The 24,245-nt window shown below is 35.3% G+C and carries 24 protein-coding genes; 4 read left to right on the top strand and 20 right to left on the bottom strand.

Going from position 1 to position 24,245, the window contains the following annotated elements; all coding sequences use genetic code 11:
- Positions 1-43: 43 nt before the first annotated feature.
- From MHH66_RS08780 to MHH66_RS08755, 6 genes are all read right to left on the bottom strand, one after another.
- Positions 44-619 carry a biotin transporter BioY gene (locus MHH66_RS08780; protein ID WP_078185248.1) on the bottom strand — a complete coding sequence of 192 codons (576 nt, stop codon included), beginning with the start codon at positions 617-619 and terminating at the stop codon, positions 44-46.
- A 123-nt stretch (positions 620-742) separates the two neighbouring features.
- Positions 743-2,356: a long-chain fatty acid--CoA ligase gene (locus tag MHH66_RS08775; protein ID WP_002167835.1), complete on the bottom strand. Its 1,614-nt coding sequence runs from the start codon at positions 2,354-2,356 to the stop codon at positions 743-745.
- Between the two features lie 136 nt (positions 2,357-2,492).
- Positions 2,493-3,143, bottom strand: a complete 651-nt coding sequence (locus MHH66_RS08770) for an ABC-2 transporter permease (RefSeq protein WP_078185247.1) — start codon at positions 3,141-3,143, stop codon at positions 2,493-2,495.
- Positions 3,144-3,995 (bottom strand): ABC transporter ATP-binding protein, encoded by an 852-nt coding sequence (locus tag MHH66_RS08765; RefSeq protein ID WP_078185246.1) that lies wholly within the window; start codon positions 3,993-3,995, stop codon positions 3,144-3,146. It abuts the gene before it with no gap.
- Between the two features lie 45 nt (positions 3,996-4,040).
- Positions 4,041-4,829 carry a helix-turn-helix domain-containing protein gene (locus tag MHH66_RS08760; protein WP_078185245.1) on the bottom strand — a complete coding sequence of 263 codons (789 nt, stop codon included), beginning with the start codon at positions 4,827-4,829 and terminating at the stop codon, positions 4,041-4,043.
- Between the two features lie 463 nt (positions 4,830-5,292).
- A complete protein-coding gene (locus MHH66_RS08755) occupies positions 5,293-5,496 on the bottom strand; it encodes a hypothetical protein (protein WP_012261408.1) in 204 nt (67 codons plus the stop codon).
- 152 nt (positions 5,497-5,648) lie between these two features.
- Between MHH66_RS08755 and MHH66_RS08750 the strand changes: the two genes are divergently transcribed.
- Both MHH66_RS08750 and MHH66_RS08745 read left to right on the top strand, forming a co-directional pair.
- On the top strand, positions 5,649-6,461 hold the full coding sequence (locus MHH66_RS08750) for a GNAT family N-acetyltransferase (RefSeq protein WP_078185244.1): 813 nt from the start codon (positions 5,649-5,651) through the stop codon (positions 6,459-6,461).
- A gap of 171 nt (positions 6,462-6,632) precedes the next feature.
- Positions 6,633-6,845 carry a CsbD family protein gene (locus tag MHH66_RS08745; protein ID WP_000160409.1) on the top strand — a complete coding sequence of 71 codons (213 nt, stop codon included), beginning with the start codon at positions 6,633-6,635 and terminating at the stop codon, positions 6,843-6,845.
- A gap of 22 nt (positions 6,846-6,867) precedes the next feature.
- On the opposite strand, the gene MHH66_RS08740 is transcribed toward MHH66_RS08745, so the two are convergent.
- Genes MHH66_RS08740 through MHH66_RS08730 form a run of 3 tightly spaced genes read right to left on the bottom strand, consistent with a single transcriptional unit; the run spans position 6,868 to position 8,408 of the window.
- Positions 6,868-7,119, bottom strand: a complete 252-nt coding sequence (locus tag MHH66_RS08740) for a DUF2164 domain-containing protein (RefSeq protein WP_002087817.1) — start codon at positions 7,117-7,119, stop codon at positions 6,868-6,870.
- A gap of 17 nt (positions 7,120-7,136) precedes the next feature.
- Positions 7,137-7,589, bottom strand: a complete 453-nt coding sequence (locus MHH66_RS08735) for a peptidoglycan recognition protein family protein (RefSeq protein WP_002033528.1) — start codon at positions 7,587-7,589, stop codon at positions 7,137-7,139.
- A 15-nt stretch (positions 7,590-7,604) separates the two neighbouring features.
- Entirely contained in the window at positions 7,605-8,408 is an 804-nt protein-coding gene (locus MHH66_RS08730; protein ID WP_078185243.1) for a protein phosphatase 2C domain-containing protein, read from the bottom strand.
- 151 nt (positions 8,409-8,559) lie between these two features.
- On the opposite strand from MHH66_RS08730, the gene MHH66_RS08725 reads away from it, so the two are divergent.
- Complete coding sequence (locus MHH66_RS08725; protein ID WP_016096337.1) at positions 8,560-9,369, top strand: YitT family protein; 810 nt, start codon at positions 8,560-8,562, stop codon at positions 9,367-9,369.
- A gap of 20 nt (positions 9,370-9,389) precedes the next feature.
- Here the strand turns inward: MHH66_RS08725 and MHH66_RS08720 are convergent, their stop codons facing one another.
- Positions 9,390-9,761, bottom strand: a complete 372-nt coding sequence (locus MHH66_RS08720) for a VOC family protein (RefSeq protein WP_063219747.1) — start codon at positions 9,759-9,761, stop codon at positions 9,390-9,392.
- A 236-nt stretch (positions 9,762-9,997) separates the two neighbouring features.
- Between MHH66_RS08720 and MHH66_RS08715 the strand changes: the two genes are divergently transcribed.
- Positions 9,998-11,530 (top strand): BA3702 family sensor histidine kinase, encoded by a 1,533-nt coding sequence (locus tag MHH66_RS08715; protein ID WP_063219748.1) that lies wholly within the window; start codon positions 9,998-10,000, stop codon positions 11,528-11,530.
- Positions 11,531-11,666: 136 nt separating this feature from the next.
- Here MHH66_RS08715 and MHH66_RS08710 read toward each other — a convergent pair whose 3' ends face one another.
- From MHH66_RS08710 to hutH, 10 genes are all read right to left on the bottom strand, one after another.
- Positions 11,667-12,461 (bottom strand): phosphotransferase, encoded by a 795-nt coding sequence (locus tag MHH66_RS08710; protein ID WP_063219749.1) that lies wholly within the window; start codon positions 12,459-12,461, stop codon positions 11,667-11,669.
- A gap of 137 nt (positions 12,462-12,598) precedes the next feature.
- Entirely contained in the window at positions 12,599-13,213 is a 615-nt protein-coding gene (locus tag MHH66_RS08705; protein WP_063219777.1) for an alpha/beta hydrolase, read from the bottom strand.
- Between the two features lie 27 nt (positions 13,214-13,240).
- A complete protein-coding gene (locus MHH66_RS08700) occupies positions 13,241-14,179 on the bottom strand; it encodes a ring-cleaving dioxygenase (RefSeq protein WP_002167825.1) in 939 nt (312 codons plus the stop codon).
- Positions 14,180-14,664: 485 nt separating this feature from the next.
- Entirely contained in the window at positions 14,665-16,239 is a 1,575-nt protein-coding gene (locus MHH66_RS08695) for an FMN-binding glutamate synthase family protein (RefSeq protein WP_002128539.1), read from the bottom strand.
- A 71-nt stretch (positions 16,240-16,310) separates the two neighbouring features.
- Entirely contained in the window at positions 16,311-17,438 is a 1,128-nt protein-coding gene (locus tag MHH66_RS08690) for an alkene reductase (RefSeq protein ID WP_002066589.1), read from the bottom strand.
- 601 nt (positions 17,439-18,039) lie between these two features.
- On the bottom strand, positions 18,040-18,501 hold the full coding sequence (locus MHH66_RS08685; protein ID WP_170935206.1) for a CarD family transcriptional regulator: 462 nt from the start codon (positions 18,499-18,501) through the stop codon (positions 18,040-18,042).
- Positions 18,502-18,792: 291 nt separating this feature from the next.
- The gene (gene hutG / locus MHH66_RS08680) at positions 18,793-19,764 is read right to left on the bottom strand and encodes a formimidoylglutamase (RefSeq protein WP_078185588.1); all 972 of its coding nucleotides are present in this window, start codon (positions 19,762-19,764) and stop codon (positions 18,793-18,795) included.
- The gene (gene hutI / locus MHH66_RS08675; protein WP_000887529.1) at positions 19,743-21,014 is read right to left on the bottom strand and encodes an imidazolonepropionase; all 1,272 of its coding nucleotides are present in this window, start codon (positions 21,012-21,014) and stop codon (positions 19,743-19,745) included. Before hutI ends, hutG begins: the two co-directional genes overlap by 22 nt.
- A gap of 12 nt (positions 21,015-21,026) precedes the next feature.
- Entirely contained in the window at positions 21,027-22,685 is a 1,659-nt protein-coding gene (gene hutU / locus MHH66_RS08670; RefSeq protein WP_063219751.1) for a urocanate hydratase, read from the bottom strand.
- 23 nt (positions 22,686-22,708) lie between these two features.
- Positions 22,709-24,226, bottom strand: a complete 1,518-nt coding sequence (gene hutH / locus MHH66_RS08665; RefSeq protein ID WP_063219752.1) for a histidine ammonia-lyase — start codon at positions 24,224-24,226, stop codon at positions 22,709-22,711.
- Between the last annotated feature and the right edge of the window lie 19 nt (positions 24,227-24,245).

The following is a 24,245-nucleotide window of genomic DNA, read 5'->3' as shown; positions in this document are numbered from 1 at the left end:
AATAATAAAAAGAAACACGCAATAAACGTGTTTCTTCTCTTTCTTATCCCGCATTTGTATATTTCCCACTCTTGAGAGCAGGCGTAATAATATGTTTCAATGAACGATGTAATTTCGTTACAAGAATTGCTGCTATAATCGCTTTTATGCAATCACCTGGTAAAAATACGGCACTTACTTTCATCGTCTGCCATATAGAAACATCCATAAAGAAAGCTTGTACAATAATACCAAATACATAAACTACGAAAATACCACCAATTATATTAATACATAATACCTTTATTATAGAAACTTCACTTAAACGCTCAATTAAATAACCAATGACAAACGCTCCAACGATATAACCAAGTAAATATCCTGCACTTGGCCCAACAAATACGCCTGGACCACCGCGTCCACCAGCAAGTAATGGTGCTCCAACTCCAACTATAAGTAAGAAAATAAGCTGACTTAACGCACCAAGACGTGATCCTAACAATCCACCAGCAAGCATAACACCGAGTGATTGTAATGTAATCGGAACTGGTGTAATAGCAAGAGCAATTGGGGGTATTAATCCTAACACTCCCATAATAGAACTAAATAAAGCGACGAAAACTAAGTTTTTTGTATTCATATTTGCTTCTCCTATTTGTAAACTTAAAATGATTTTTAGGTAACATATTATAGGAGTTATATTATCTTTTCACTAGCTTTTTGTCAACTTATTTTTAATATTGGTTTACAAATATAAATTCAATTATTTCTCTTTATGCAAATGCTCAAGTTCTTTTCGAAGTGCCTGTTTTAAAAACTTCCCAACAGATGTTTTTGGTATTTCTTCCATAAATACAATATCATCTGGTAACCACCACTTCGCAAACTGCGGTTTTAAAAACTCATATATTTCTTCTTTTGTAACCGTACTATTTTTCTTTTGAACAACGCAGGCAACTGGGCGTTCTTGCCACTGCGGATGAGGAATTGCAACGACAGCCGCTTCAAATATAGCATCATGTGCCATTAAAGCATTTTCAAGATCCACTGAAGAAATCCATTCTCCCCCGCTTTTAATAACATCTTTCGTACGATCAACAATTTTCACGCAGCCTTCCTCATCAACTGTAACAACATCACCAGTATATAACCAACCGTCTCGGAATCCTTCGACAGTACGATCATCGTTATAATAGCTTTCAGCGATCCAAGGTGCTCGTAAACATAACTCTCCCATCTCAGTACCATCCCACTTCACTTCACCGTTTGTACCGACTACTTTCATCTCTACACCAGGGACAAGATATCCTTGTTTTGAGCGGATTTCTAATTGCTCTTCATATGATAATTCTGTTTCATAACTTTTTAAACGTGCAAGTGTTACGAGTGGGCTTGTTTCAGTCATACCATATGCATGTACGAAAGGAACATTATATTTTTGCTCAAATGCTTTAATAACGCTTTTCGGTGCAGCTGCACCACCGCATAATATTCTCGTTATACTAGATAAATCGTAACTATTATTTTCTAACTCTTGTAATACACCGAGCCAAATTGTCGGCACACCTGCTGCTATCGTTACTTTTTCAGCTTGAATCATCTCTAATAAAATTTTTGGAGTAAACATTGGTCCTGGCAGAACTTGTTTAGTTCCAAACCAAGTAGCTGCAAAAGGAAGCCCCCAAGCATTCACATGGAACATCGGTACAATTGCCATCGCCGCATCACTTTCCGATAAAGCAGCTGTATCCGCTAAACCGAGTGCCATACAATGCAATACAGTACTACGATGCGTATATACAACACCTTTTGGGTTTCCTGTAGTCGCTGACGTATAACACATACCAGCAGGTGTATTTTCATCAATATCTTTTACAAATTGGAAAGTTGGATCGCCTTCTTCTAATAGCTTTTCATAATGATATACAGGTTCTAGCGTAGTATTGGGAAGTTCATCTTTATCAGTCATAATAATGTAGGCTTGTACGGTTGATAATTGTGATTGAATATTTTCAACAAGTGGTACGAGATCTTCATCTATAAGTAGAATTCGATCTTCTGCGTGCTGAATAATGTATGAAATATGTTGAGGAGATAAACGAATATTAATTGTGTGTAAAACGGAAGCAATACCAGGAATAGCAAAATACGCTTCCACATGTCGATGATGATTCCACGCTAACGTTCCTATACGCTCGCCTTCTTTAATTCCTAATTTTTTTAGCGCACTTGAAAGTCTTCTCGTCCTTTCACCTAACTGCTTATACGTTAGCGTCGTAACTGTATCATGTGTCCGTGAAACAATTTCTTTCTTCGAAAACAGTTTCTCTGCTCTTTCCATCATAGAACTAATTGTTAGCGGTACATTCATCATCATATTGTTTATAGCCTCCCTTTAAAGCGTTTTCATTTCTGTATATTATAACAGACTTCTACAAATAATTACGATATTTTTCTGTATTTTCTGAATTATTTCTTTGGAAATAATTCAGAAAATACTAAGAGAAAATATATTAAAATTCCTTCTTACGATATATAAATACCGAAATGAAATAAGAAAAGATATATATGATAACGCCAAATATTGTATATAGAATTGAAACGTATACAGATGAATTTAAATTTGATATTGGAAATTGTTCTATTAGATATCCAATTACACTTTGTAATCCAAAATAAGTAGCAAGTCCCCCGTATGCGCCTCCAATTGTAATAGCATCAGATTTTTCTGCTCCAAAAACATAGAGAAGCGGATAAGCTATTGCTCCGGCATTAAGAATGATGAACGCCCCTAAAGAAACACTCTTAAATATACCATCATCAATTGGTGTATCTGAAACTAAACCATGTACATAAAATATGCCATACGATAATAAAGTACCAATAATTACAACTAAAAAATAGAAAAGATAGTGACTTTGTACAATATTATTTCTAGTAACCGGTAAAGTAAGTACATATTTTTCATACCCCGACTTACTCTCATATTTAATAACTTCAAGTGCAGGAATCGCAGCAAATAAGATAATGAACGTAGCAATTAAACGGTACATTGAAGCATTACCAAAATAAAAAACAAATCCCGCTCCTAATATCGCTATTCCCATGAACATAAAGAAAGTTCGATACACTAGATAATAGTTTGTCAATAATAAACCTTTCATTTATTTTTCACTCCTCGTTAATAAAACACTTATTTCTTCTATCGAAATGGTTCTATGAGCAATCCCACTTGGTAATTTATGCACATCTGATACAAGTACATTAAAATAAGAACCATTATTCCTTTTCACCACAACTATATCTTTGTTGATTAAAGTTAGTTGTTCCTCATCAACATCTACAATGGCATAATTGTCCAAAACCTTATCCTTTTCTTCATTCAATAAAATTTCTCCATCTTTTATCACAATAAGGTGACTAGCTATTTTTTCTACATCACTCATAATATGTGAAGAAAGTAATATACCACCATTACTTTTATTCACAAAACTTTTTAATTCCTCTAATACCTCCTCCCTAGATGAAGGATCAAGACCTCCCGTCGCTTCATCTAGGATTAATAATTTTGCATTATGCGATAATGCAACAGCTATAGATAGTTTCATCGACATTCCACGGGAAAATCTACCTACTTTTTCATTAGTAGGTAAAGAGAAAGAATGAACTAATCGGTAAAGATTTTCTCTATCCCAAGATTCAAACATCTTTTCAAAAACCTTATTTAGTTGTTTTATTGTAAGATGAGCCGGTAGATTCATAGCATCAAATACGACTCCAATCTTTCCCTTAATCTTGGCATCTTTATTTATATTTTCTTCACCTAATATTTTTACTGTACCGCTATCTTTAGAAATTAATTCTAATACTGTTTTAAATGTTGTTGATTTACCTGCCCCATTGTCACCAATGAATCCCACTATTGACCCTGATGGCACATTGAATGTAACATCTTTTAAAACAACTTTGCTTCCAAATGATTTACTTAAATTTTTAATTTCTAGAATGTTTGACATCATTTCACTCCCATCTTAACTTTTAATAAAATAGATTTTCTCCTATTAAAAATTATCCACTTTATCTCTCACTTTCTTTTTTAGTTTAAAAATAATACGATTGCTATATTCTTTATTCTCTACTAAAATTCGATACATCTCCCACACTCCTACAACACGAACAAAAAGATAGACTCCAATAGCAATAAGTACAACACAGTACGGATAATACTGCACTAATTCTCCTGAAGTGATATGCTTTTTCTCAAATAAAAATGGTATCGCTCCTGCTGCTATAAAACAAAATCCAACGATCATTACTGCAGCATACTTCTTCTTAATTACTTCATATCTTTTTGTCAATTCTTTTAGAAAGTTTTGATCAAATAGTAGTTCTTCCTTTTTCAATACATTGTATCGACTCTCTTCTATCGTTACAGATACCATCATTGCTCCAATTCCAAGGACAGCAATGATAATGATAAGGAATGTAGACATTGTTGGATCTTCTTTAAATAATAAATACGGTATTGTAGATAAAATAAGCAAACTAAACCCTAATGCGATATATTTAGAAATTTTTTGCCCATATACTATATACCCTTCTGCCATTTCCTTACTTACATAATAACCATGTTCCTTTTCATTACTTTGCTCAGCAGTTTCTTTTAATAAGTAATCAAGAGATACTTCAAATACATTTCCAATCATTATTAGTTTTTCGGTTTCAGGAAAACCTTGACCATTTTCCCATTTACTAACCGCTTGTCTTGTTGTGTTTAATTTCTCAGCTAACGCTTCTTGAGAAAGGCCTTTTTCTTTTCTTAATTTAAAAAGTTTCTCACCAAATCCCATATGTGTGTCCCCCTTTGTTTTCTTAACTAAATTATACGTAAAACATTGCTCCTATCTCTATCTTCCTACGGTTGCACTTTGTCAACTTACGGTTGCGATTGTGTTATATAGCGGTTTTGTATACGATTTAGCTGTTTTTCTTCTATAATTATGGCGTTAATAAAATAATTACTCTCAATGACCAATTATAACAATTAAAGGGAATTATTGTTATAAAAAAACCAAAAAAACTCCTTTATTCATTTAAAGGAGTTTTCGTTATGAACCATTCTAAGATGACTACTTTTTCTTCTATATATTTTTCTGTTTCATGTAATGAATGATGAGCATCTCATACAGTATATGTTTTTATCTCTTTTTTAAGGCGTACTCATATATATGTAAAATGTCACTTATATTATATTAAATTAACTTAATGTAAGATCTTTCGTATACGACGTTTTATATTACCACTTCTTAACAATCATAACGGCTTCTGCTTAAACTTTTCATAATTCCGTACCTTTAATGAAAGGATATTCCCGCAATCTGTACAAATATAAGCATCCACTGGTGAAGATGTGAACATCGTTTCCTTTTTCCGTATTTGTGCATAACCGATAAACTCACCTTCTCCTATGTTTTGAGAACCGCAATGAGAGCATGTCTGCACGTCTTTCTGTTTCATGAGAGCACCACCTTTAATCTGTTTCCACTCCCTTCGACAGTTCGCTTCCATTTCCCTTCCAAAAAACCTCTTATTCTCTTACATTTCAACAGGAATCTCAGAAGAAAAATCGTATATGTACTATGAACTATATTAATTGACGGAGGAATCGTATGAGTACAATTATGACAGTCAATACAGCACAAGAAATTGAAAATGCAGAAATACATATGCTTTCTTCTAGATTAGAGGCACTACAAACAATAAGCAGCAACCCAATGCAAGTACAAATGAAAAAGTTCGGGAGTGCCACTGCCTTTTCATCAAAAATAATTGCTGGTCCTACTTTTAACACAGTAAAAGGCGTTACCTTTACAAATACAGATGAGATAGATGAAATCATCTCTTATTATCAATCACTACAAATCCCTTGCCGTTTTGAAATTACACCGGCTCAAGGTACAACTGAACTATTTCAATACTTATCTCAAAAAGGCTTTTACCAATCTAGCTTCCATACCGCTTTATATAGTATACCGGGACAAGATTTTTTGCTTCCCCCTTCTAACATTTCAGTACGCAAACTGAAAGAAAATGAGTTTCATACTTTTGCAGATATTTATGTACGTGGATTTAATATGCCGTCCTTTACAAAAAATGGTGTTCGTCAAAATAATGAAATTCTTTACAATAAACCAGGATGGCATTTTTTCATAGCCGAAGTTCAAAACACTCCTGCTAGTATAGCGGTACTTTATATAAATAAAGGTGTTGCTTCATTAGCTGCTTCTGCTACTTTGCCAGAATTTCAACGTAAAGGTTGTCATACCGCATTAATTCAAAAACGAATTGAGACCGCTGTTGCATCCAATTGCAATTTAATAGTTGGACAAGCTCGATTTGGTAGCGGCAGTCAAAATAATATGGAACGTGCCCATATGAAAATTGCTTATACAAAATCAATATGGACTGCGAAAGACATATAATTAACTTTCTTTTTCTTTCCATTACGAATGTATACATTTTATGACAATTACCTTTCTATCCTGTTACTCATTTGAATATTCAAACTAAATTTGTTACGCTATTACTAGATACATCATTCAACTTGCAATATGAAAAGAGAATTCTACTCAAACTACAAGGAGGAGAAATGTATGACTAAACATGATCATGGTTTAAAAGAAAAAGTAGAAGGTGCCATTGATAAGGTAAAGGGTGAAGTAAAGGAAGTTGTCGGGAAAGTAACTGACAATAAAAAATTACAAGCCGAGGGAAAATGGGATAAGGTGAAAGGCACTGCTAAAGATACTGTCGGTAATGTAAAAGAAAAAGTACATGAATATAAAGAACATAAAGAAAACAAATAAAAAAAGAGCCATCTGGCTCTTTTTATTTACCCTCATTCTTCTCTAACACATACAAATCTTCTTCAATATTCGTTAATTTCTCACTTACAAGCTTTCTTGCATCTCCAATTGCTTGATTGTATGCAAATGGTCCAACTAATTTAATCATTTCCTCTATTAAACGTTCTGCTTGGAAACGTCCAATTTCATCTAAATCTTCTTCAACGAAAAATTGCTGAATTTGTGCTACAAGCTCTTCTTTTTTATCAGTCGGTATTTTTATGTTCATCATCATTCGTTACTCCTCTATATTTAAGATAATACTTTTCTTAACTCTACCATAGAAAAGCGATTTCCTGGACAAGTTTTTGTAACCCCTTCTAACTCCCTATGGCCGAGTATATTTCCTTTCTCTATGGCAAACTGCTTCATAAACATTTTACATAAAGAATATAATGAATTCATTTGTGCAGTATTTGGATCATATTTATCAAAATTTCCCGTCATACATATTCCAATTGTGTCACTATTATTATCTTTCGCATGTGCTCCAATATGTAAACCTCGCCCTTCGACTACAGTTCCATCTTCTTCAATAAAATAATTGTAACCAATCCCGCTCCATCCTCTTACCTTTTGATGAAATTCGTGAGTTTTATACACATCCCAGCCATCTTCTGACGTATGGTGGATGATCAGTTTATTTACTTTTTCTAAAGGAACTAACTCATTTTGAAATGTTAAATTTGCACATTTAATTTCCATATGAACATCCTCCTCTTACAAATCGATCATAATAACTGTTTTATCATCTGGCCTTATTCTATTTTCTCCTTCTAACCTTTCAATGATTGCTACATATTCTTTTATACTATTCTTTCTTATATATGCTACAGTTTGTTCTAACGACCACTCTGGGTGAAACAATCCGTCTGAACAAATAAAAATCCCACTTACTTCAGCTACCTGTAATTCACCATATTGTAAATAATCCATAGCTTCTTTCATCCCATTTGCAACTGAGTAGCCGTTTGGCATATTTGCAAGATAGCGATTGTATTTTAACTGCTCCCGAACATCTTGAAAAACGTGTTCCTCAGGTACAGGTAATCCCTTTTCTCTATCTTCCTCTCTCTTCTTTTTTGCACGTTTACTAATTCCTTGAACCGTATCTTTCGTTAATACTCTCATCGCCCCATTTTGAAGTATTGCAGCGATCATACAATCACCTAACTGTGCATATTCAAGTTTTTCGCCTTCTATTTGAACTGCTGCAATACATGTACACCACAGATGGTCTTTTTTTCTCGTATCAACCTTGTACTCTAGCATCTTGTTTTGCAATAATTCATTCGCCTTTGCAACTTCACCTTGTAAACTATTAATCTCCCGTAACGAAGTAAAATGACTTGCAAATAAATGCGAAGCGATGTATGCTCCATTATGTCCTTCTTCATCACAAAACGGGACGAGCGGAGTTGCTCCATCGCATACACCGTAAATCATTTTATCTTCATTACAAAAAAATGAATCCTCACACTCTTGTTTTAAAGGACTTTTCTGTTGATATGTTGTTATCTTCATATCTGTATCCCCTTTCAAATTACCAAATCATCAAATACTCAAATTGTTTAGATTAATCTAATTTTCCGAAATAAACTGTTTTTACCTAAAACTTTCAATTTCATATATAATCTTGAAATAATATGATTTTTTAGTGAAGGACGGGAAAGAGATGGTCAGATTTCTTGGTGTTATTTTTGGTTCTATTATTATCGCAATTGCCTTTAATCTTTTCCTTATCCCCCATAAAATTTTAAGTAGTGGAATTGGCGGAATTGCTATTATTTTAGGGATTGTAACCCCTGTAAACACAGGTATTATTAACTTTGTATTGAACTTACCTATCCTTATTTTAGGATACATAGGTCTTGGAAAAAAAGTAATTTTTAACACGGTTGTTTCTGTAATTGTATTATCTGTTGCACTATACTATGTTCCAGTAAAAGTCGTAGCAACAGATCCACTTTTATCATCTGTATTTGGCGGTGTCATCGCCGGAGCTGGTATTGGTCTTGTCTTTAACTGCCATGGTTCAACTGGTGGATTTGATATTATCGGTATGTTGTTATCTCGTAAGCGAGATATTAAACTTGGTGGATTCCTTATTGCATTAAATACTGTTGTTGTTGTCATTGCAGGATTTTTCTTCACTTGGGATGTTGCCCTTACAAGCTTACTTTCAATTTATGTAACTGGTAAAGTAATTGATGCCGTTCATACAAAACATCGTAAAGTTACACTTATGATTGTAACAAATCAAGCGGAAGAAATGAAAAAAAAGCTTCTTTCAACTGTAGTACGCGGAATTACGTTACTTGATGGTGAAGGTGCTTATTCAAACGAAAAAAAACGTGTACTTATGACAGTCGTTTCTCGTGAAGAGTTAGCAAGTATGAAACTAACGATTTCCGAAATTGATCCTCATGCATTCGTTAATATTACAGAAACTGTTGAAGTATTAGGATTGTTTAGAAAAGCATAAAAAACTAGGTGGACCTTCACCTAGTTTTTATTTTGCATAAATTCAATTCGATTTCCAAACGGATCTGATACGTAAAATCTGATTACATCTGGTCGCGCATGATCATCTATTACTTCAATACCTTGCTTTATTAACCTTTGTTTAAATTCATTAATTTTCAAAACATAAAAAGCTGGATGCGCTTTTTTAGCTGGATTAAAATCTTGCTCAACTCCGATATGAATCTCTTGATTTCCACACTTAAACCAACACCCACCACGCTTCTTTAATTCCTCTGGCTTTGGGATTTCCTCCATACCAATTTTATTACCATAAAATTCTCGTGCTTCTTCTTCACATCCTACTGGCGCCGCTACTTGTACATGATCAATCCCTTGAATATAATTTTTCATATTCCTTCCCCCTCTTCTATTCTAATGTTATAACGAAAATACATTCATGTAACTTAGAAAATATTAATAAAGCAATATAAGATTCTCTTATTACTACCCTTTTTTACCTTCCACTAAAAATAAAAAAGAAAATTTATTATATAATTTCCATTTTTTATAGAAATACACATTGCACCTATATTATAGTTAGTACTAGATTCATCTTTTTTAGATGCTAGTTGTACGGAGGAAATATTATGAGTCGTAAAAAACATTCATCTACTCACAAAAAACGTCACCCAAACGTATCGGAGCGCTTGCGAAACCATATACAAAATCGTTCTTTAGCAGAAATGTATGCATCTCTTTTTGAACATAACCCTGATAGTATTATTTCATTGAATTTAGAAGGAGTTATTTTACATATTAACCCCTCTGCGGAAAGAATATTAGGTTATACTTCTAACGAATTAGAGCGAAAAACAATCACTTCTATTTTAGAAGCACATATTTCTGATCAAGTGCTACAATACATAAAAAATGCTGCAGCTGACAATCAAAAAGAGTATATCGTCTCTATTTATCATAAAGACGGATATTTACTAGATGCCGTAACAAAATTAGTTCCTATTTTTGTTAAAAACCGTTTAACAGGTGTATACGCCATTATGAAACCCCTTGAAAAATCAGAAAGAATTGAGAAAGTATTACAAGAGAGTGAGAAACGATTACGCACATTAATGAATTCAATGCCTGCATTTGTTATTTTTAAGGATCATGAAGGACGCTGGCTTGAAGCGAATGACTATGCGCTTTCTTGTTTCAATTTTCATAACGTTCCTTATCATGGAAAAAGAGATAATGAACTCATTCAATATAACGAAGCATACCGCGAATCTTTTTTGCATTGTGAAGAAGTCGATGAACTAACATGGCAAAAAGGACAAATTCTTCACGGAGAGGAATTTATTATACATAGAAATGATTTCGACCTAGTTTTAAGCATTTCAAAAGTCCCACTCTTCCATCCTGATGGCTCACGCAAAGGTCTTATAGTGATGGGAAGAGACGTTACCGAACTAAAAGAAACTGAAAAGTTATTACGGAAATCCGAAAAACTTGCAGTAGTAGGACAACTGACAGCTGGAATTGCCCATGAAATTAGAAACCCGCTCACTTCATTAAAAGGATTTTTAACGTTATTACATCCAGAAATAAATGAGGAAAATAAATGGTATGTGGACGTTATGTTGAGTGAAATTTCACAAATGGAATCTATAACAAGCCAATTTATGGCGATGTCTAAACCACAAGTGTTATCTATTCATACATGCAACGTACAAACATTAATTGAAGAAGTTGTAACTTTTATTTTACCAACAGCAATTATGCATAGCGTTCATATCATCATGGATCATTTCGATTATATTTCTGACATTCAATGTGATAGTAATCAATTAAAACAAGTTTTGATTAACATATTAAAAAATGCAATCGAGGCGATGCCTGATGGTGGTAACATATTCATTCAAACAACTTCGTTAGAAAATGATTTTGTTTCAATACGCATTATGGATGAAGGTTGTGGGATTCCTGAAGAGCGCATGGCTCGTCTTGGCGAACCTTTTTATAGCTTGAAAGAAAAAGGAACTGGCCTCGGCTTAATGATGTGCTATAAAATCATTCAAGAGCATCACGGAAAATTATTCATTTCCAGTGAATTAAACATAGGAACAACTGTCGATATCCAATTACCGATTGCTACAGCTCAGCCTGTAACAAACTCTTAACTATGCTACATTAATATAGTAAAAGACATCTGTTATAAGTAGTCGAGTTATTGTGGAAAACATCTACACTAATACGTTAAAAAGCTCAAAGTCCCTATATGACTCTGAGCTTTATTTTTGTATACGATTTATTTTATTAAATCCACTCTTTTCCATGTTTACGAATAAACTGAATATCATTTTCATAATGTTCAAGATGCCCTTCATCTATCATCTTTTGGAAGTTCATATCGCCTTCTAGTGCTTTTCTTTTCATGTATTTACATAATCCTTCTAATCGTAGAAGTACCATCTCCAAATAATCCTCGGCGATGCCATCACTTTTATAGGACTCAAAAAACAATTTAACTCTTTGCTTTATGCGGTCTGCATGCTGTAATGAATTATAATAAACCGCCGCACCTGTTTCCTTATAATACACTCTACTTAATGGGACACAAGTGTAAAGAGTATAGGCTATGTCCCAAAGTCTGGGTCCAGGACCAGCAACATCAAAATCAATAATACCTACTGGTTTTTCGTTATTAAAAATAATGTTGTATATTGCAAAATCATTGTGGCATACAACCTCTATTGTATTTGGAGTATTATCCATCGGTTTCCAATCATCTGATAACGGGAAATCACTCACAGCATCATGATAAAGACGGAGCATCTTCGCTATTTCTTTTAAAACATCATTAGACCACATGTACTCTTTTAAAGGGTAATTACCAGCTTCTCCTTCAATAAATGATAATATCTCTCTATCTTTATCATCAATACCTAAAAACTTTGGTGCATAACTAAAACCTTTGTTTTCCAAATGATTTAATAGCTTATGAATTTTGGTACTGCCTTGCTTTAATTCTCGTCGAACAGTATCTTCCGAACGATATACGTTTGAGACATTCCCTCCCGTTAGCATTTCTTCATTTTCGTAGTTTGACATCTAATAGTCCCCCTCCATTATTCTACATTTTCTTTATATTTTAACATAACTTTCCTATTCTCTTTTAACCCCTTAAATTGCAACAAAAAAATCGAGTATAAAATCTTTATGATTTTACACTCGATTTAGTCTAATATTTATGCCTGTGAAACCATTTTTTCATACCATTCCGTTGCCTTCTCTACTTCACCAATCGTTAATTGGTGCCCTCTATTTTCCCAATGTATTGTTACATTAGCATTTGCATTTTCTAATAGCACCTTCAATTCCTCTGACTCAGAAGGTGAACAAATTGGATCATTTGTTCCAGCAGCAATAAACACTGCTTTCTCTACTAAATTAGGAAGTTCTATCCCTCTTCTTGGGACCATTGGATGATGAAGAATGGCACCTTTTAATGCATTTTCATAATGGAATAATAAACTCGCTGCAATATTTGCTCCATTTGAATACCCAACAGCTACGATATTATCTCTATCAAATTCATATGTTTTTGCTGCTTCATTTAAAAATTCATTTAATTCCTTCGTACGGAAAACAAGATCCTCTTCATCAAAAATACCTTCTGCTAATCGGCGGAAGAAACGAGGCATCCCATTTTCTAATACATTTCCACGAACACTTAATACAGAAGCTTCCCGATCAATTCTTTCTGCAAGCGGTAATAAATCTAATTCATTTCCTCCTGTACCATGAAGCAATAACAATACTGGTTTTGATGTATCTTTTCCTTTTTGAAAAACATGTTTCATCATATTCCTTTTCCCCTTTCAATCACTTTAATCTAGATTTCTCACTTCAAATGGTAAGAGTGTCTGTTCAATTTGTTTTCTATGTTGTTCGTATCGGTCCGGTAATTTTAACTCCTCACCCATCGTCTCTAAAGATTCGTCATGGGCAAAACCAGGAGGGTCTGTTGCAATTTCAAATAAGATTTCGCCGTGTTCTCTAAAATAAATTGCGTTAAAATAGTTTCGGTCTTGTACAGGGGTTACACCATATCCAAAGCGAGACACATGCTCTTTCCAGTCTAATTGATCAGCATCATCACTCGCTCTCCAAGCAATATGATGAACTGTACCAACACCCATTTGCCCACGTCCAATTGTTGATAATCTCAAATCGATAATATTTCCAATATCAGCAGAAGAACGGAACCGCATAAACTCTCCCTCTTCTCCTACTTTCTCAAGACCCATAACATGCTCTAACAATTCAGCAGTTTTTTGAGGTTGTGCAGATAAAAGAACAGCACCGCCAAATCCTTTAATTGCTACTTCTGGCGTAACTTCCCCAAAAGTCCAATTATTTAATTCGCCCTCTTCTCTTTCAACTAATTCTATATGCAAACCATGTGGATCATCAAATTCTATATACTGTTCTCCAAACCGAGTCATTTTTGTATACGGTACGTCGAATTTTTCTAATCTATTTTCCCAAAACTCCATTGTACCTTTTGGTACGACATAAGACGTAATGCCTACTTGACCGTCCCCAATAATACCTTGACGAGCACCTGCCCATGGAAAAAACGTAATAATTGTTCCAGGCTTTCCTCCTGTATTACCAAAATAAAGATGATACGTACCTGGATCATCAAAATTCACTGTTTGTTTTACTAAACGCAATCCTAATACACCTGCATAAAAATCTACATTTTCTTGTGGGTGACCTACGATTGCTGTAATGTGATGAATTCCCATCGTTTTCTTTTCCACTTTCTCCACCCCTTTTTTTATTTCATTACAAAAAACGTTTATTCGCTAAAATTCATTATTCATTTTGTCCATATGATAAAGTTCAATCCGCAATACTATCTTTTACAAAATTGAGGTATCTCTCTAAAAAACTAACACATTTCATTTAGTTCAAAAATTATCTCGAATTCGAGATAATCGACAAAAAAACTACAGTTCTTATGATTATATTTTAAATATTGATTTTATGATTTTGACTATCCTTCAAAAAATATCTTGAATTCGAGATTTATTATAGTCTAATTAGTTTTTATTGTCAATGCAGATATCGTTTCATTTTTTCATCAAAAACAATATTCTGATAACTCATCTCCATCAAATAATTTGTTTGAAAAAGAGCAACCAAAAAGCGGGAACATTCATGTAATAAATTTCTACTTTTCCCATAACCAAAAAAGCCATACAAATGTATGACTTTTTTGATTATTTTTTGTTCAGCTACATATTTACTTCCCAATTACGGAAGGAAACAATTCCGAAAGTGGAACTACTTTCCCCATCTCATCTTTAAACACAATATGCTCTCTCGTTAAATGGCGCGGGCTCTTTACCCCTGCTGCTGCCGCTAATGAAAACAAACTATATCTCATACTAATAACATAGTTCATTACTCGCCATTTTTTCTCATACGGATCTAATGCTTTTTGGTAGTGTGGATTCGTAGTTGCAACCCCAGATGGGCATTGCCCTGAATTACATTGAAGTGCCATAATACAACCACTTGCCATCATGAATCCACGTGCTGAATTTACGGCATCTGCACCGATAGCTAAAGCAATCGCTACTTTATCTGGCGTGATTAATTTCCCGGAGGCAAACACCTTTAATTTATCCCTGACACCGTAATGATTTGCTGTATCAATAAATGTAAGTAATGCCGGTATAAGCGGAAGCCCCATACTATCTGCCATCGATTTATATGTTGCCCCTGATCCACCTTCTGAACCGTCGATTGTAATAAAATCTGGATAGATGTTTAATTCTTTCATTGCTTTTAATAAATCTTCCAAAGGCTTCTGTTGACCAATTACAATTTTCATGCCCACTGGTTTACCACCGTTTTCTTGTAAATCTTGAATAAAATATAAAGCCTCTGCGGCACTACTAATAAATGAAAAACGATTTGGCGAATTAATCGTTTCTCCTTCTCGTACTTTCCGAACGGAAGCGATTTTCTCATTTACCTTCTGTCCTTCTAAATGACCACCACGTATTTTTGCTCCTTGCCCAAATTTCAATTCAAACGCTTTAATATTACTTTCTTTCGCCTTCTCCATAAATTCCTTCATCGAAAAATTCCCGTCCTCGTCACGGTATCCAAATAATCCCGGACCAATTTGGGCAACGATATTTGCACCCGTATGTAAATGTTCTGGAATGACGCCCCCTTCCCCAGTATTAATCCACGAACCACCTGCCATTTTTGCACCAAACCCAGCTGATAAAATATAATTTTCTCCAATCGCACCGTAAGATGTCGCTGACGCTCCAAACATCCCATACAGTTTCCATGGATATTTACGATTTTCGCCCACTATAATTGCATCTTCTTCTTCATACAACCAAAGGTTTGTTGTATCCGCTGTCAATTTTTCTCTTCTTGAAAATAACCCTTCTTTATGAATCATATATTTTTTCCCCTCACGTTCTTGCGTGAGATTCACACTTAATTCATCTGTTAATGTGGGGAATAATGTATTAGCAATATAATAGCCAGATTCCTCAAAATCTCGTTTTGATCCAAAACCAAGTATTTCAGAACGGTATTTTGCTAGAAACATAACACTTTGAAAATCGTAGCGCGAAAAGGGCTTTCCGTCAGTATCATGATCAAACCAATATTGCCGAAATTCCGGACCTATTTTTTCGAGTAAATAGCGCATTCTACCTAAGTATGGATGCAGTTTTAATATAGAATGATGCGTCCGTTTTTTAATAAAAAATGTAATGATAAAAAAGACAATTAAAAGTAGCATCAAAAAGAGCAATATACTAATAATAATGAGTAGCGCTTCACTCATTCCGCTTCCCCCTATATATGAAATTCCATAATAAAAAGAGAACACTCCATGTGTTCTCTTTTTATCCTTATTCACACTAACGTAGCAAGATGCTCTTTCGCGTCATATTCAACCAAACTTTCAGCATTTTTAATTCGCTGCACAAAATCTGGATTAGCGATTAATGGTCTTCCGAACGCCGCTACATCAATTGTTCCTTCTTGCAGTGCTTCTTCTGCCTCTTTCGGATTCAAATTACCTACTCCTACGATAGTACTATCCCAATACTTTCTTACTAATTGATGAAAATTCTTACCGTCAGCAATAACTTGCGTATAATTCATCGTTGAAGGGTGAATCATCGTTAATCCAACTTCTTTAAACATATTTACAAACGTTTCAATTGCAAGTTCAGGATGTTCCCACATATAAGTAGGATTATCACCTTTAAAGGCAGAGAAGCGAAGAAGCGTTTTATCAGCTCCAACTGCTTCAATTACAGCCTGAACAACTTCTTTCATAAACGTTAACCTTTGTTTTAAGTCCCCGCCGTATTTATCAGTACGCTTATTCGCAAATTCATAAGTAAATTGGTCAATTAAATATCCGTGTGCACCGTGAATTTCTACACCATCAAATCCAGCTTCTATCGCATTCTTTGCGGCTTGTGCATATTGACCGATAACTTCTTTTATTTCTTCTATTGTCATTGCTTCTGGTGTATCAAACGGTTTACGAAAACGCGGAACATTACCCTCCGCAGCAATAGCAGACGGTGCTTGCGGCATTTGACCACCAATTATTTCGTGATGACTCATACGTCCAACATGCCATATTTGAGCAATAATCGTTCCGCCTTCTTTATGTACTGCCTCTGTAACAGGTTTCCAAGAATCAATTTGCGCTTGTGTATAAATACCTGGTACTCCCGGATTCCCTTTTGCTCTCGGGCTAATGACAATTCCTTCTGTAATAATTAATCCGATCCCATCAGCAGCACGTTTTTGATAATACTCTACTACATCAGTACCAACTACCCCAGTCTCATTATTTGCAAAACATCTCGTCATCGGTGCCATCGCTATACGATTACGAAGAGACCAAGATCCAATTTGAATCGGATGAAATAACTTCGTTTCTTCAATATTTTCAAAAGACCCCCAAGCGTTTATATTTGTTCCTTCATAAATACTTGCCGCTTTATTATTTGAACTTGTCATTTTTCTTCCCCCTAAAAAAATCTAACTATAATCGCATCATACTTACTTTTAGATAGTAACGTCAATTTATACGTCTTTACCATTAAAGATTCGAATATTAAACAAATAGAATGATAAAAATAAAAATTAAAAAGGTTTCCTAATTAGGAAACCTTTTTTAGTTGACCATATAAGGCTAACAATTCGTTTATCTCTTTTAAATAAAGAAAATAAACAATTATTATCTCCTCACATATGGAAAATCTCTTAACAATAGAAGTGGGAGTGGTTCAGTATTCTTCTAAAAATAATAACTTATATACCTAAAACAATGAAAGCCCTACCTCTCTTTCATCCTTACGGCTCCTCGTCCGTGCCAGTGTGAATCAGGATTGCAAAAATCAAGTAACTATTTTATCGAGTTATTTAATTAAACTTCGAACATTCGTAAAAGAAATTAAAAAATAAAAATGGATTAAATTGTAGTAATAACAAAAGAGGTTAATGCTCTAAAAGTGGTTTGAAAGAGTTGAATGTCTTTGAAATGATTGATTTTCTATAATTATATTCCCAAAAAATTCAAGATCTTTTTTGGGATGTAATACATTATCTACAATGAATCTTAACAAAAGCTTTTTATTTGATTTTCTGTGATACCTTCAATTAATCCCAGCTCACTAATCAAAAATTCATGTGCGTTATCTAACATTTTCTTTTCGCTTGCATTAAGTGCTTTTTCTTTCTGCATACGTAATAAATCACGTACAACTTCAGCACCTTCTTGTATTTTACCCGTTTTTATTTTATCAGTGTTCAATTTATACCTTTGTTTCCACGTAAGTAATCTATCTGATTCCCCATGCTGAAAAATATCTATTATGTTTGTTAATGCCTTTATATCTGTAACTGGTCGTATATTTGAACTCAATATTTTCCCCATAGGAATCATTACTTCCATATTACTAGCCGACATTTTTATAACATAATACTGTCTTTTTTCTCCTGAGATTTCCTTTTCTTCTATGGCTTTAATTATACCTGCTCCGTGCATTGGATAAACGATGTTATCGCCAATTTGAAACAAATAATCCACCTCCATATATGGTAACCTTCTCAATCTTAACACACATTTATTTTTTTAGCAAAATTTTTATAATATCACAAAATTATTTTCTATGTCAATTTATTTACACATAAAAATTCAAGCTGTACAGAAACACTAAAAAACCCGCGATTTTGTTACATTTCCACACCCATTTTCTCCAATTTTATATACCTTGTAAAACAAAAAAACACATCACTACATATAAATAGCGATGTATTTTTATATAATGACAAAAACGGTTGCTTCAAAACTTCACACACGATCCTTCGCTTATATACTAACCTGTTTACTAATCGTTTCTCGCGCTAAAAGAAAACTCATAATCACTTGCGCAGCTACTCTACTCGTCATATCCCTAAAATCAAGAGTTGGATCAATTTCTACTATATCCATCCCTTGAACGAGTGGCTCTTTACCAAGGAATTCAATTGCATCAAGTAAAGTTTTACTATCCATCCCACCAGGGCCAATTGCTGGACAGCCTGGCGCAAACGCTTGGTCTAGTACGTCCATATCAAGAGAAATATAAATAGAAGTCACATCTTGTTTTCTTAATACTTCAATACTTTCTGAAATAAGATCTTTTATTTTTCGCTCTCTTACATCTTTCATTGTATACACTGTCACGCCATGCTCTTTTGCATATTCATGGTACGCTCGTGCATTTGAAAAATTACGAATCCCAATTTGAACGAGTTGTTTTCCTGTAATCACATCATTTTCTAGCAAACTACGGAACGGTGTACCATTTGATGGACCACCATCATCTAAATTACGTAAATCATGATGGGCATCAAATTGAATAATACCGACCTTCCCTTTACTATTTGCAAAACCAGTTATACTCGGAAAACTAATCGAGTGGTCACCACCAAGAACGATTGGTATCATTTTCGGATTTACTTTCGTCAAGTGACCAACTGTTTTCGCAATTCGGTTATGACTCTCTTTTATATCTGTCACATGCATCGTAATATCACCACAATCATGAAGAACACTTTCTTTCATATCGTGTTCTTCTGTAATTGCGTACGTGCTATATGCATCCAACATTGAACGAATTGTTTTTGGTGCAAAACATGCTCCTGAATGACTAATAGATGGTTTAGAAAGGGGTGCTCCAATTAAGGCAGCACCGAATATTTCTACGCCTTCCTCCCAATCTTTAATCATTTCGCTCCATTTCGTCACTTCCCGATCGATAAACTTTGCATTTTTCTTTAAATAGTGGCCGTGCTCCACGATTGTTCACCTCTTGTATATGCGATATTCCCATTCTTCCATACTGTATTTACATGACTTACGCCGTAATGGTACGGTACGTAAGCGTAATTATAAGCATCCCATAAAACTAAATCCGCCTTACGACCAACTCTAATTTTCCCAGCTACATCGCCTCGATTAATGGCATAAGATGAGTTCACTGTTACCGCATTCCAAACTTCTTCTGGTGTCATTTTCAGTTTCAGCATCGCAATGCTCATAATAAGCTGAATGTTTTCAGTTGGACAGCTACCTGGGTTAAAATCTGTAGCTAAAGCAACTGCAACACCTTCATCAATCATTTTGCGGCCGCGTGCGAAGCTTTCTTTATTTAAATAGAAAGTTGTTCCTGGTAATAAAGTTGCTACTGTATTAGAATTCGCAAGCATTTCAATTCCTTTATCAGAAGCGCCAACTAAATGGTCCGCTGATGCTGCACCAATTTCAGCCGCTGCTTCCGCACCACCAAGAGGGTCGATTTCATCTGCATGAATTTTCACATCAAAGCCAAGCTCTTTCGCTTTTAATAAAAATTCTTTTGATTCTTCTACAGAGAACACACCTGTTTCACAGAAAATATCAACGAACTCAGCTAATTGCTTCTCTTTCATTTCTGGTAATAGATCTAGCATCCATTGTAAAAATTCTTTCGATCTTCCTTTATACTCTTTCGGAACTGCATGAGCACCTAAAAATGTTGAAACTAAATCAATTGGATGCTCTTTTTGTAATTGTGCAGTTGCCTCTAATTGTTTCCATTCTGTCTCATCATCCAATCCGTAACCACTCTTCGCTTCTACAGTTGTAACTCCGAAAGATAGCATACGGTCTAAATGGAATTTAGCTTTTTGAACAAGTTCTTCTTTCGACGCTTGTTTCGTTGCATTTACAGTTGAAAGAATACCTCCACCTTGTTCTAAAATTTCCAAGTACGGAACTCCTTGTAGTTTTAGCGCGATTTCATTTTCACGAGATCCACCAAATACAAGATGAGTATGCGGATCAACAAGACCAGGAGACACCATTTTCCCGCCGCAATCAATAACCTCTTTCGCTTGTAATCCTTTAGCTTCTTCCGCTGTTCCAACAAAAGTAATTACACCATTTTCAATTCCAACCGCACCATTTTCAATAACAGGAAGCGTATTCATCGCTTCCCGTCTTAACAAGCCATCTTCTTGATCCATTGTTAGTAATTGACCGATATTTATTAGTAAAGTGTCCAGCATGTTTCTGCCTCCTTATTTCATCATTGGGATGTTAACGCCTTTTTCTTTCGCAGTTTGAACCGCTAAGTCATAGCCAGCATCAACGTGACGAACAACACCCATACCAGGGTCAGAAGTTAATACGCGTTCAATACGTTTTGCCGCTGCTTCTGTTCCATCTGCAACGATAACCATTCCAGCGTGAAGTGAATAACCCATACCAACGCCACCACCGTGATGAACAGACACCCAGCTTGCACCGTTTACACTGTTAATTAATGCATTTAAAATTGGCCAGTCTGCTACTGCATCACTACCGTCTTTCATAGATTCTGTTTCACGGTTTGGAGATGCTACTGATCCACAATCTAAATGGTCACGGCCGATAACGATCGGTGCTGATAATTCACCATTAGCCACCATTTCATTAATAATGCGGCCAAATTTCGCACGCTCGCCATAACCAAGCCAACAAATACGTGATGGAAGACCTTGGAACTCAACTTGCTGACGTGCCATACGAATCCAATTACATAAATGCTCATTATCCGCGAACTCGCGTAAAATAACTTCGTCTGTTTTATAAATATCTTCTGGATTACCAGAAAGTGCTACCCAGCGGAATGGTCCTTTTCCTTCACAGAATAATGGACGGATAAATGCTGGAACGAATCCCGGGAAATCGAAAGCATTTTTTAATCCTTCATCGAAAGCAACTTGGCGAATGTTATTTCCGTAATCAAATGTAATCGCGCCTTTTTCTTGCATTGCAAGCATTGCTTCTACATGTTTTTTCATACTTTCTTTTGATAATTGTACGTAACGTTCTGGATCTTCTTCACGAAGCTTCGCTGCTTCTTCTACTGTGTAACCTACTGGAATATAACCGTTTAATGGATCATGGGCAGAAGTTTGATCCGTAACTAAGTCAGGGATAATATTACGGTTTACTAACTCAGGTAAAATTTCTGCTGCATTACCTAATAATCCAATTGAAATAGGCTCTTTCTTCTCTTTATATTCGTTTGCAATAGCCAATGCTTCTTCTAATGATTCTGTATACTTATCACAATATCTCTTTTCAATACGACGATCGATACTACGCTTATCTACATCAATAGCAATTACAACACCGCCGTTCATCGTTACAGCAAGCGGTTGTGCGCCACCCATGCCACCTAAACCAGCAGTAATCGTTACAGTACCTTTTAATGAACCATCGAAATGTTGACGTGCCGCTTCACCAAATGTTTCATATGTTCCTTGTAAAATCCCTTGTGTCCCAATGTAAATCCAGCTACCCGCTGTCATTTGTCCGTACATCATAAGACCTTTTTTCTCTAATTCACGGAAGTGATCCCAGTTCGCCCACTTCGGTACTAAGTTTGAGTTCGCTAAAAGAACGCGAGGCGCATCTTCATGTGATTTAAAAATTGCAACTGGTTTTCCTGATTGAACAAGTAACGTTTCATCGTTTTCTAACGTTTTTAATGAATCAACAATTGCATGGTAGCTTTCCCAGTTACGAGCTGCACGGCCAATTCCGCCGTATACAACTAATTCTTCTGGTTTTTCAGCTACTTCAGGGTCTAAATTGTTCATTAACATTCGAAGTGCAGCTTCTTGAACCCATCCTTTCGTTTGTAACTCAGTACCTCTTGCCGCACGAATTGTTTGTTGTACTTTTTCCATTTCAATCTCTCCCTTTTCTCGTTTTATAGTGCTGCATTTACATCCAATCTTTCCTTTATTGAATAATTCGTTTTTAACCAATGCGCGATATTTTCAATATCCGTTGAGAATATACGGTCATTTGTAATAGATGGCACTTGCTGACGACCTTGATGATAGAACGTTTTTGTAACTGTACTCATGTTTTCAATTCCGCGATATTCTGCTGCTTGCATCGCACAGATCATCTCAATTGCAAGAACGCGTCTTGCATTTTGAATAATTTGATGCGCATGACGTGAAGCGATTGTTCCCATACTTACGTGATCTTCTTGGTTAGCTGAAGACGGAATTGAGTCTACACTCGCTGGATGAGCTAACGTTTTATTTTCTGAAACGAGTGAAGCCGCTGCATATTGCATAATCATGGCACCTGATTGAAGTCCTGGTTCTGGACTTAAAAATGGTGGTAAGTCATTTAATTGCGGGTTTACTAGGCGTTCAATACGGCGCTCTGAAATATTTGCAAGCTCCGCCATCCCTACTTTTAAGAAGTCCATTGCAAATGCAATTGGTTGTCCGTGGAAATTACCACCAGAGATTACTTTTTCACCGCCATCAAAAATAAGTGGATTATCTGTTGCTGCATTCATTTCAATTTCTAATTTTTCTTTCACATAATTTAAAACTTGCCAAGAAGCACCGTGAACTTGCGGGATACAACGAAGTGAATATGCATCTTGTACACGAAGTTCTCCTTGTTTTGTCACAAGTTTACTATCATGAAGAATATCACGAATTCTGCTTGCCACTTCGACTTGCTCTTTATAACCACGCGCTTTATGAACATTTTCATCGAATGCATCAATAATGCCGCGTAATCCTTCCATTGTCATCGATGCAATTAATTCTGATTGATAAGCACTTGCTTCAGCTTCTATATAAGAAAGAACCCCTTGCGCTGTCATTGCCTGCGTACCATTGATTAACGCAAGACCTTCTTTTGCTTCAAGTTCAATAGGTTCAAGTCCTTCTTCTGTAAGAGCAACCATCGCATGAACTCGTTTTCCTTTGTAGAACACTTCACCTTCACCTAATAAAACGAGAGCAAGATGAGATAAAGGTGCTAAATCGCCACTCGCACCAAGTGATCCTTGTTGTGGAACGACTGGATGAATTTTACGATTTACAAACTCAAGAAGCATGTTTACAACAAGTGGTCTAACACCCGATACTCCTTTTAACATCGTATTAGCTCGTAAAATCAACATACCGCGTGATACTTCTTCAGGGAATGGATCGCCTATTCCGCACGCATGTGACTGAATTAAGTTGTGCTGAAGTGCTTTTACATCATCTTTTTGAATAAGCACATCACTAAACTTTCCAAATCCAGTTGTAATACCGTAAACGACTTTTCCGTCCTCTACGATTTTCTCAACTACTTCGCGGCACTCTGCTACCTGTTGCATACTATTTGGACAAGCTGTTACACCTTCACCTTCAAGTAACAACCTCTTCATTTCTTCAACTGTCAATGTGTGTCCTGTTAACGTAATCATTCTTTTTCCTCCTTATAAA

The organism is Bacillus sp. FSL H8-0492 (genome assembly GCF_038006145.1).
Lineage (GTDB): Bacteria > Bacillota > Bacilli > Bacillales > Bacillaceae_G > Bacillus_A > Bacillus_A mycoides.
The sequence above is the reverse complement of the archived record's forward strand: the minus strand, read 5'-3'. Positions and strand labels throughout refer to the sequence as shown.

Coding starts and splice junctions, on each gene's coding strand:
- MHH66_RS08780 (WP_078185248.1), bottom strand. CDS start 619: ATGAATACAAAAAACTTAGTTTTCGTCGCTTTATTTAGTTCTATTATG.
- MHH66_RS08775 (WP_002167835.1), bottom strand. CDS start 2,356: ATGATGATGAATGTACCGCTAACAATTAGTTCTATGATGGAAAGAGCA.
- MHH66_RS08770 (WP_078185247.1), bottom strand. CDS start 3,143: ATGAAAGGTTTATTATTGACAAACTATTATCTAGTGTATCGAACTTTC.
- MHH66_RS08765 (WP_078185246.1), bottom strand. CDS start 3,995: ATGTCAAACATTCTAGAAATTAAAAATTTAAGTAAATCATTTGGAAGC.
- MHH66_RS08760 (WP_078185245.1), bottom strand. CDS start 4,829: ATGGGATTTGGTGAGAAACTTTTTAAATTAAGAAAAGAAAAAGGCCTT.
- MHH66_RS08755 (WP_012261408.1), bottom strand. CDS start 5,496: ATGAAACAGAAAGACGTGCAGACATGCTCTCATTGCGGTTCTCAAAAC.
- MHH66_RS08750 (WP_078185244.1), top strand. CDS start 5,649: ATGAGTACAATTATGACAGTCAATACAGCACAAGAAATTGAAAATGCA.
- MHH66_RS08745 (WP_000160409.1), top strand. CDS start 6,633: ATGACTAAACATGATCATGGTTTAAAAGAAAAAGTAGAAGGTGCCATT.
- MHH66_RS08740 (WP_002087817.1), bottom strand. CDS start 7,119: ATGATGATGAACATAAAAATACCGACTGATAAAAAAGAAGAGCTTGTA.
- MHH66_RS08735 (WP_002033528.1), bottom strand. CDS start 7,589: ATGGAAATTAAATGTGCAAATTTAACATTTCAAAATGAGTTAGTTCCT.
- MHH66_RS08730 (WP_078185243.1), bottom strand. CDS start 8,408: ATGAAGATAACAACATATCAACAGAAAAGTCCTTTAAAACAAGAGTGT.
- MHH66_RS08725 (WP_016096337.1), top strand. CDS start 8,560: ATGGTCAGATTTCTTGGTGTTATTTTTGGTTCTATTATTATCGCAATT.
- MHH66_RS08720 (WP_063219747.1), bottom strand. CDS start 9,761: ATGAAAAATTATATTCAAGGGATTGATCATGTACAAGTAGCGGCGCCA.
- MHH66_RS08715 (WP_063219748.1), top strand. CDS start 9,998: ATGAGTCGTAAAAAACATTCATCTACTCACAAAAAACGTCACCCAAAC.
- MHH66_RS08710 (WP_063219749.1), bottom strand. CDS start 12,461: ATGTCAAACTACGAAAATGAAGAAATGCTAACGGGAGGGAATGTCTCA.
- MHH66_RS08705 (WP_063219777.1), bottom strand. CDS start 13,213: ATGAAACATGTTTTTCAAAAAGGAAAAGATACATCAAAACCAGTATTG.
- MHH66_RS08695 (WP_002128539.1), bottom strand. CDS start 16,239: ATGAGTGAAGCGCTACTCATTATTATTAGTATATTGCTCTTTTTGATG.
- MHH66_RS08690 (WP_002066589.1), bottom strand. CDS start 17,438: ATGACAAGTTCAAATAATAAAGCGGCAAGTATTTATGAAGGAACAAAT.
- hutI (WP_000887529.1), bottom strand. CDS start 21,014: ATGCTGGACACTTTACTAATAAATATCGGTCAATTACTAACAATGGAT.
- hutU (WP_063219751.1), bottom strand. CDS start 22,685: ATGGAAAAAGTACAACAAACAATTCGTGCGGCAAGAGGTACTGAGTTA.
- hutH (WP_063219752.1), bottom strand. CDS start 24,226: ATGATTACGTTAACAGGACACACATTGACAGTTGAAGAAATGAAGAGG.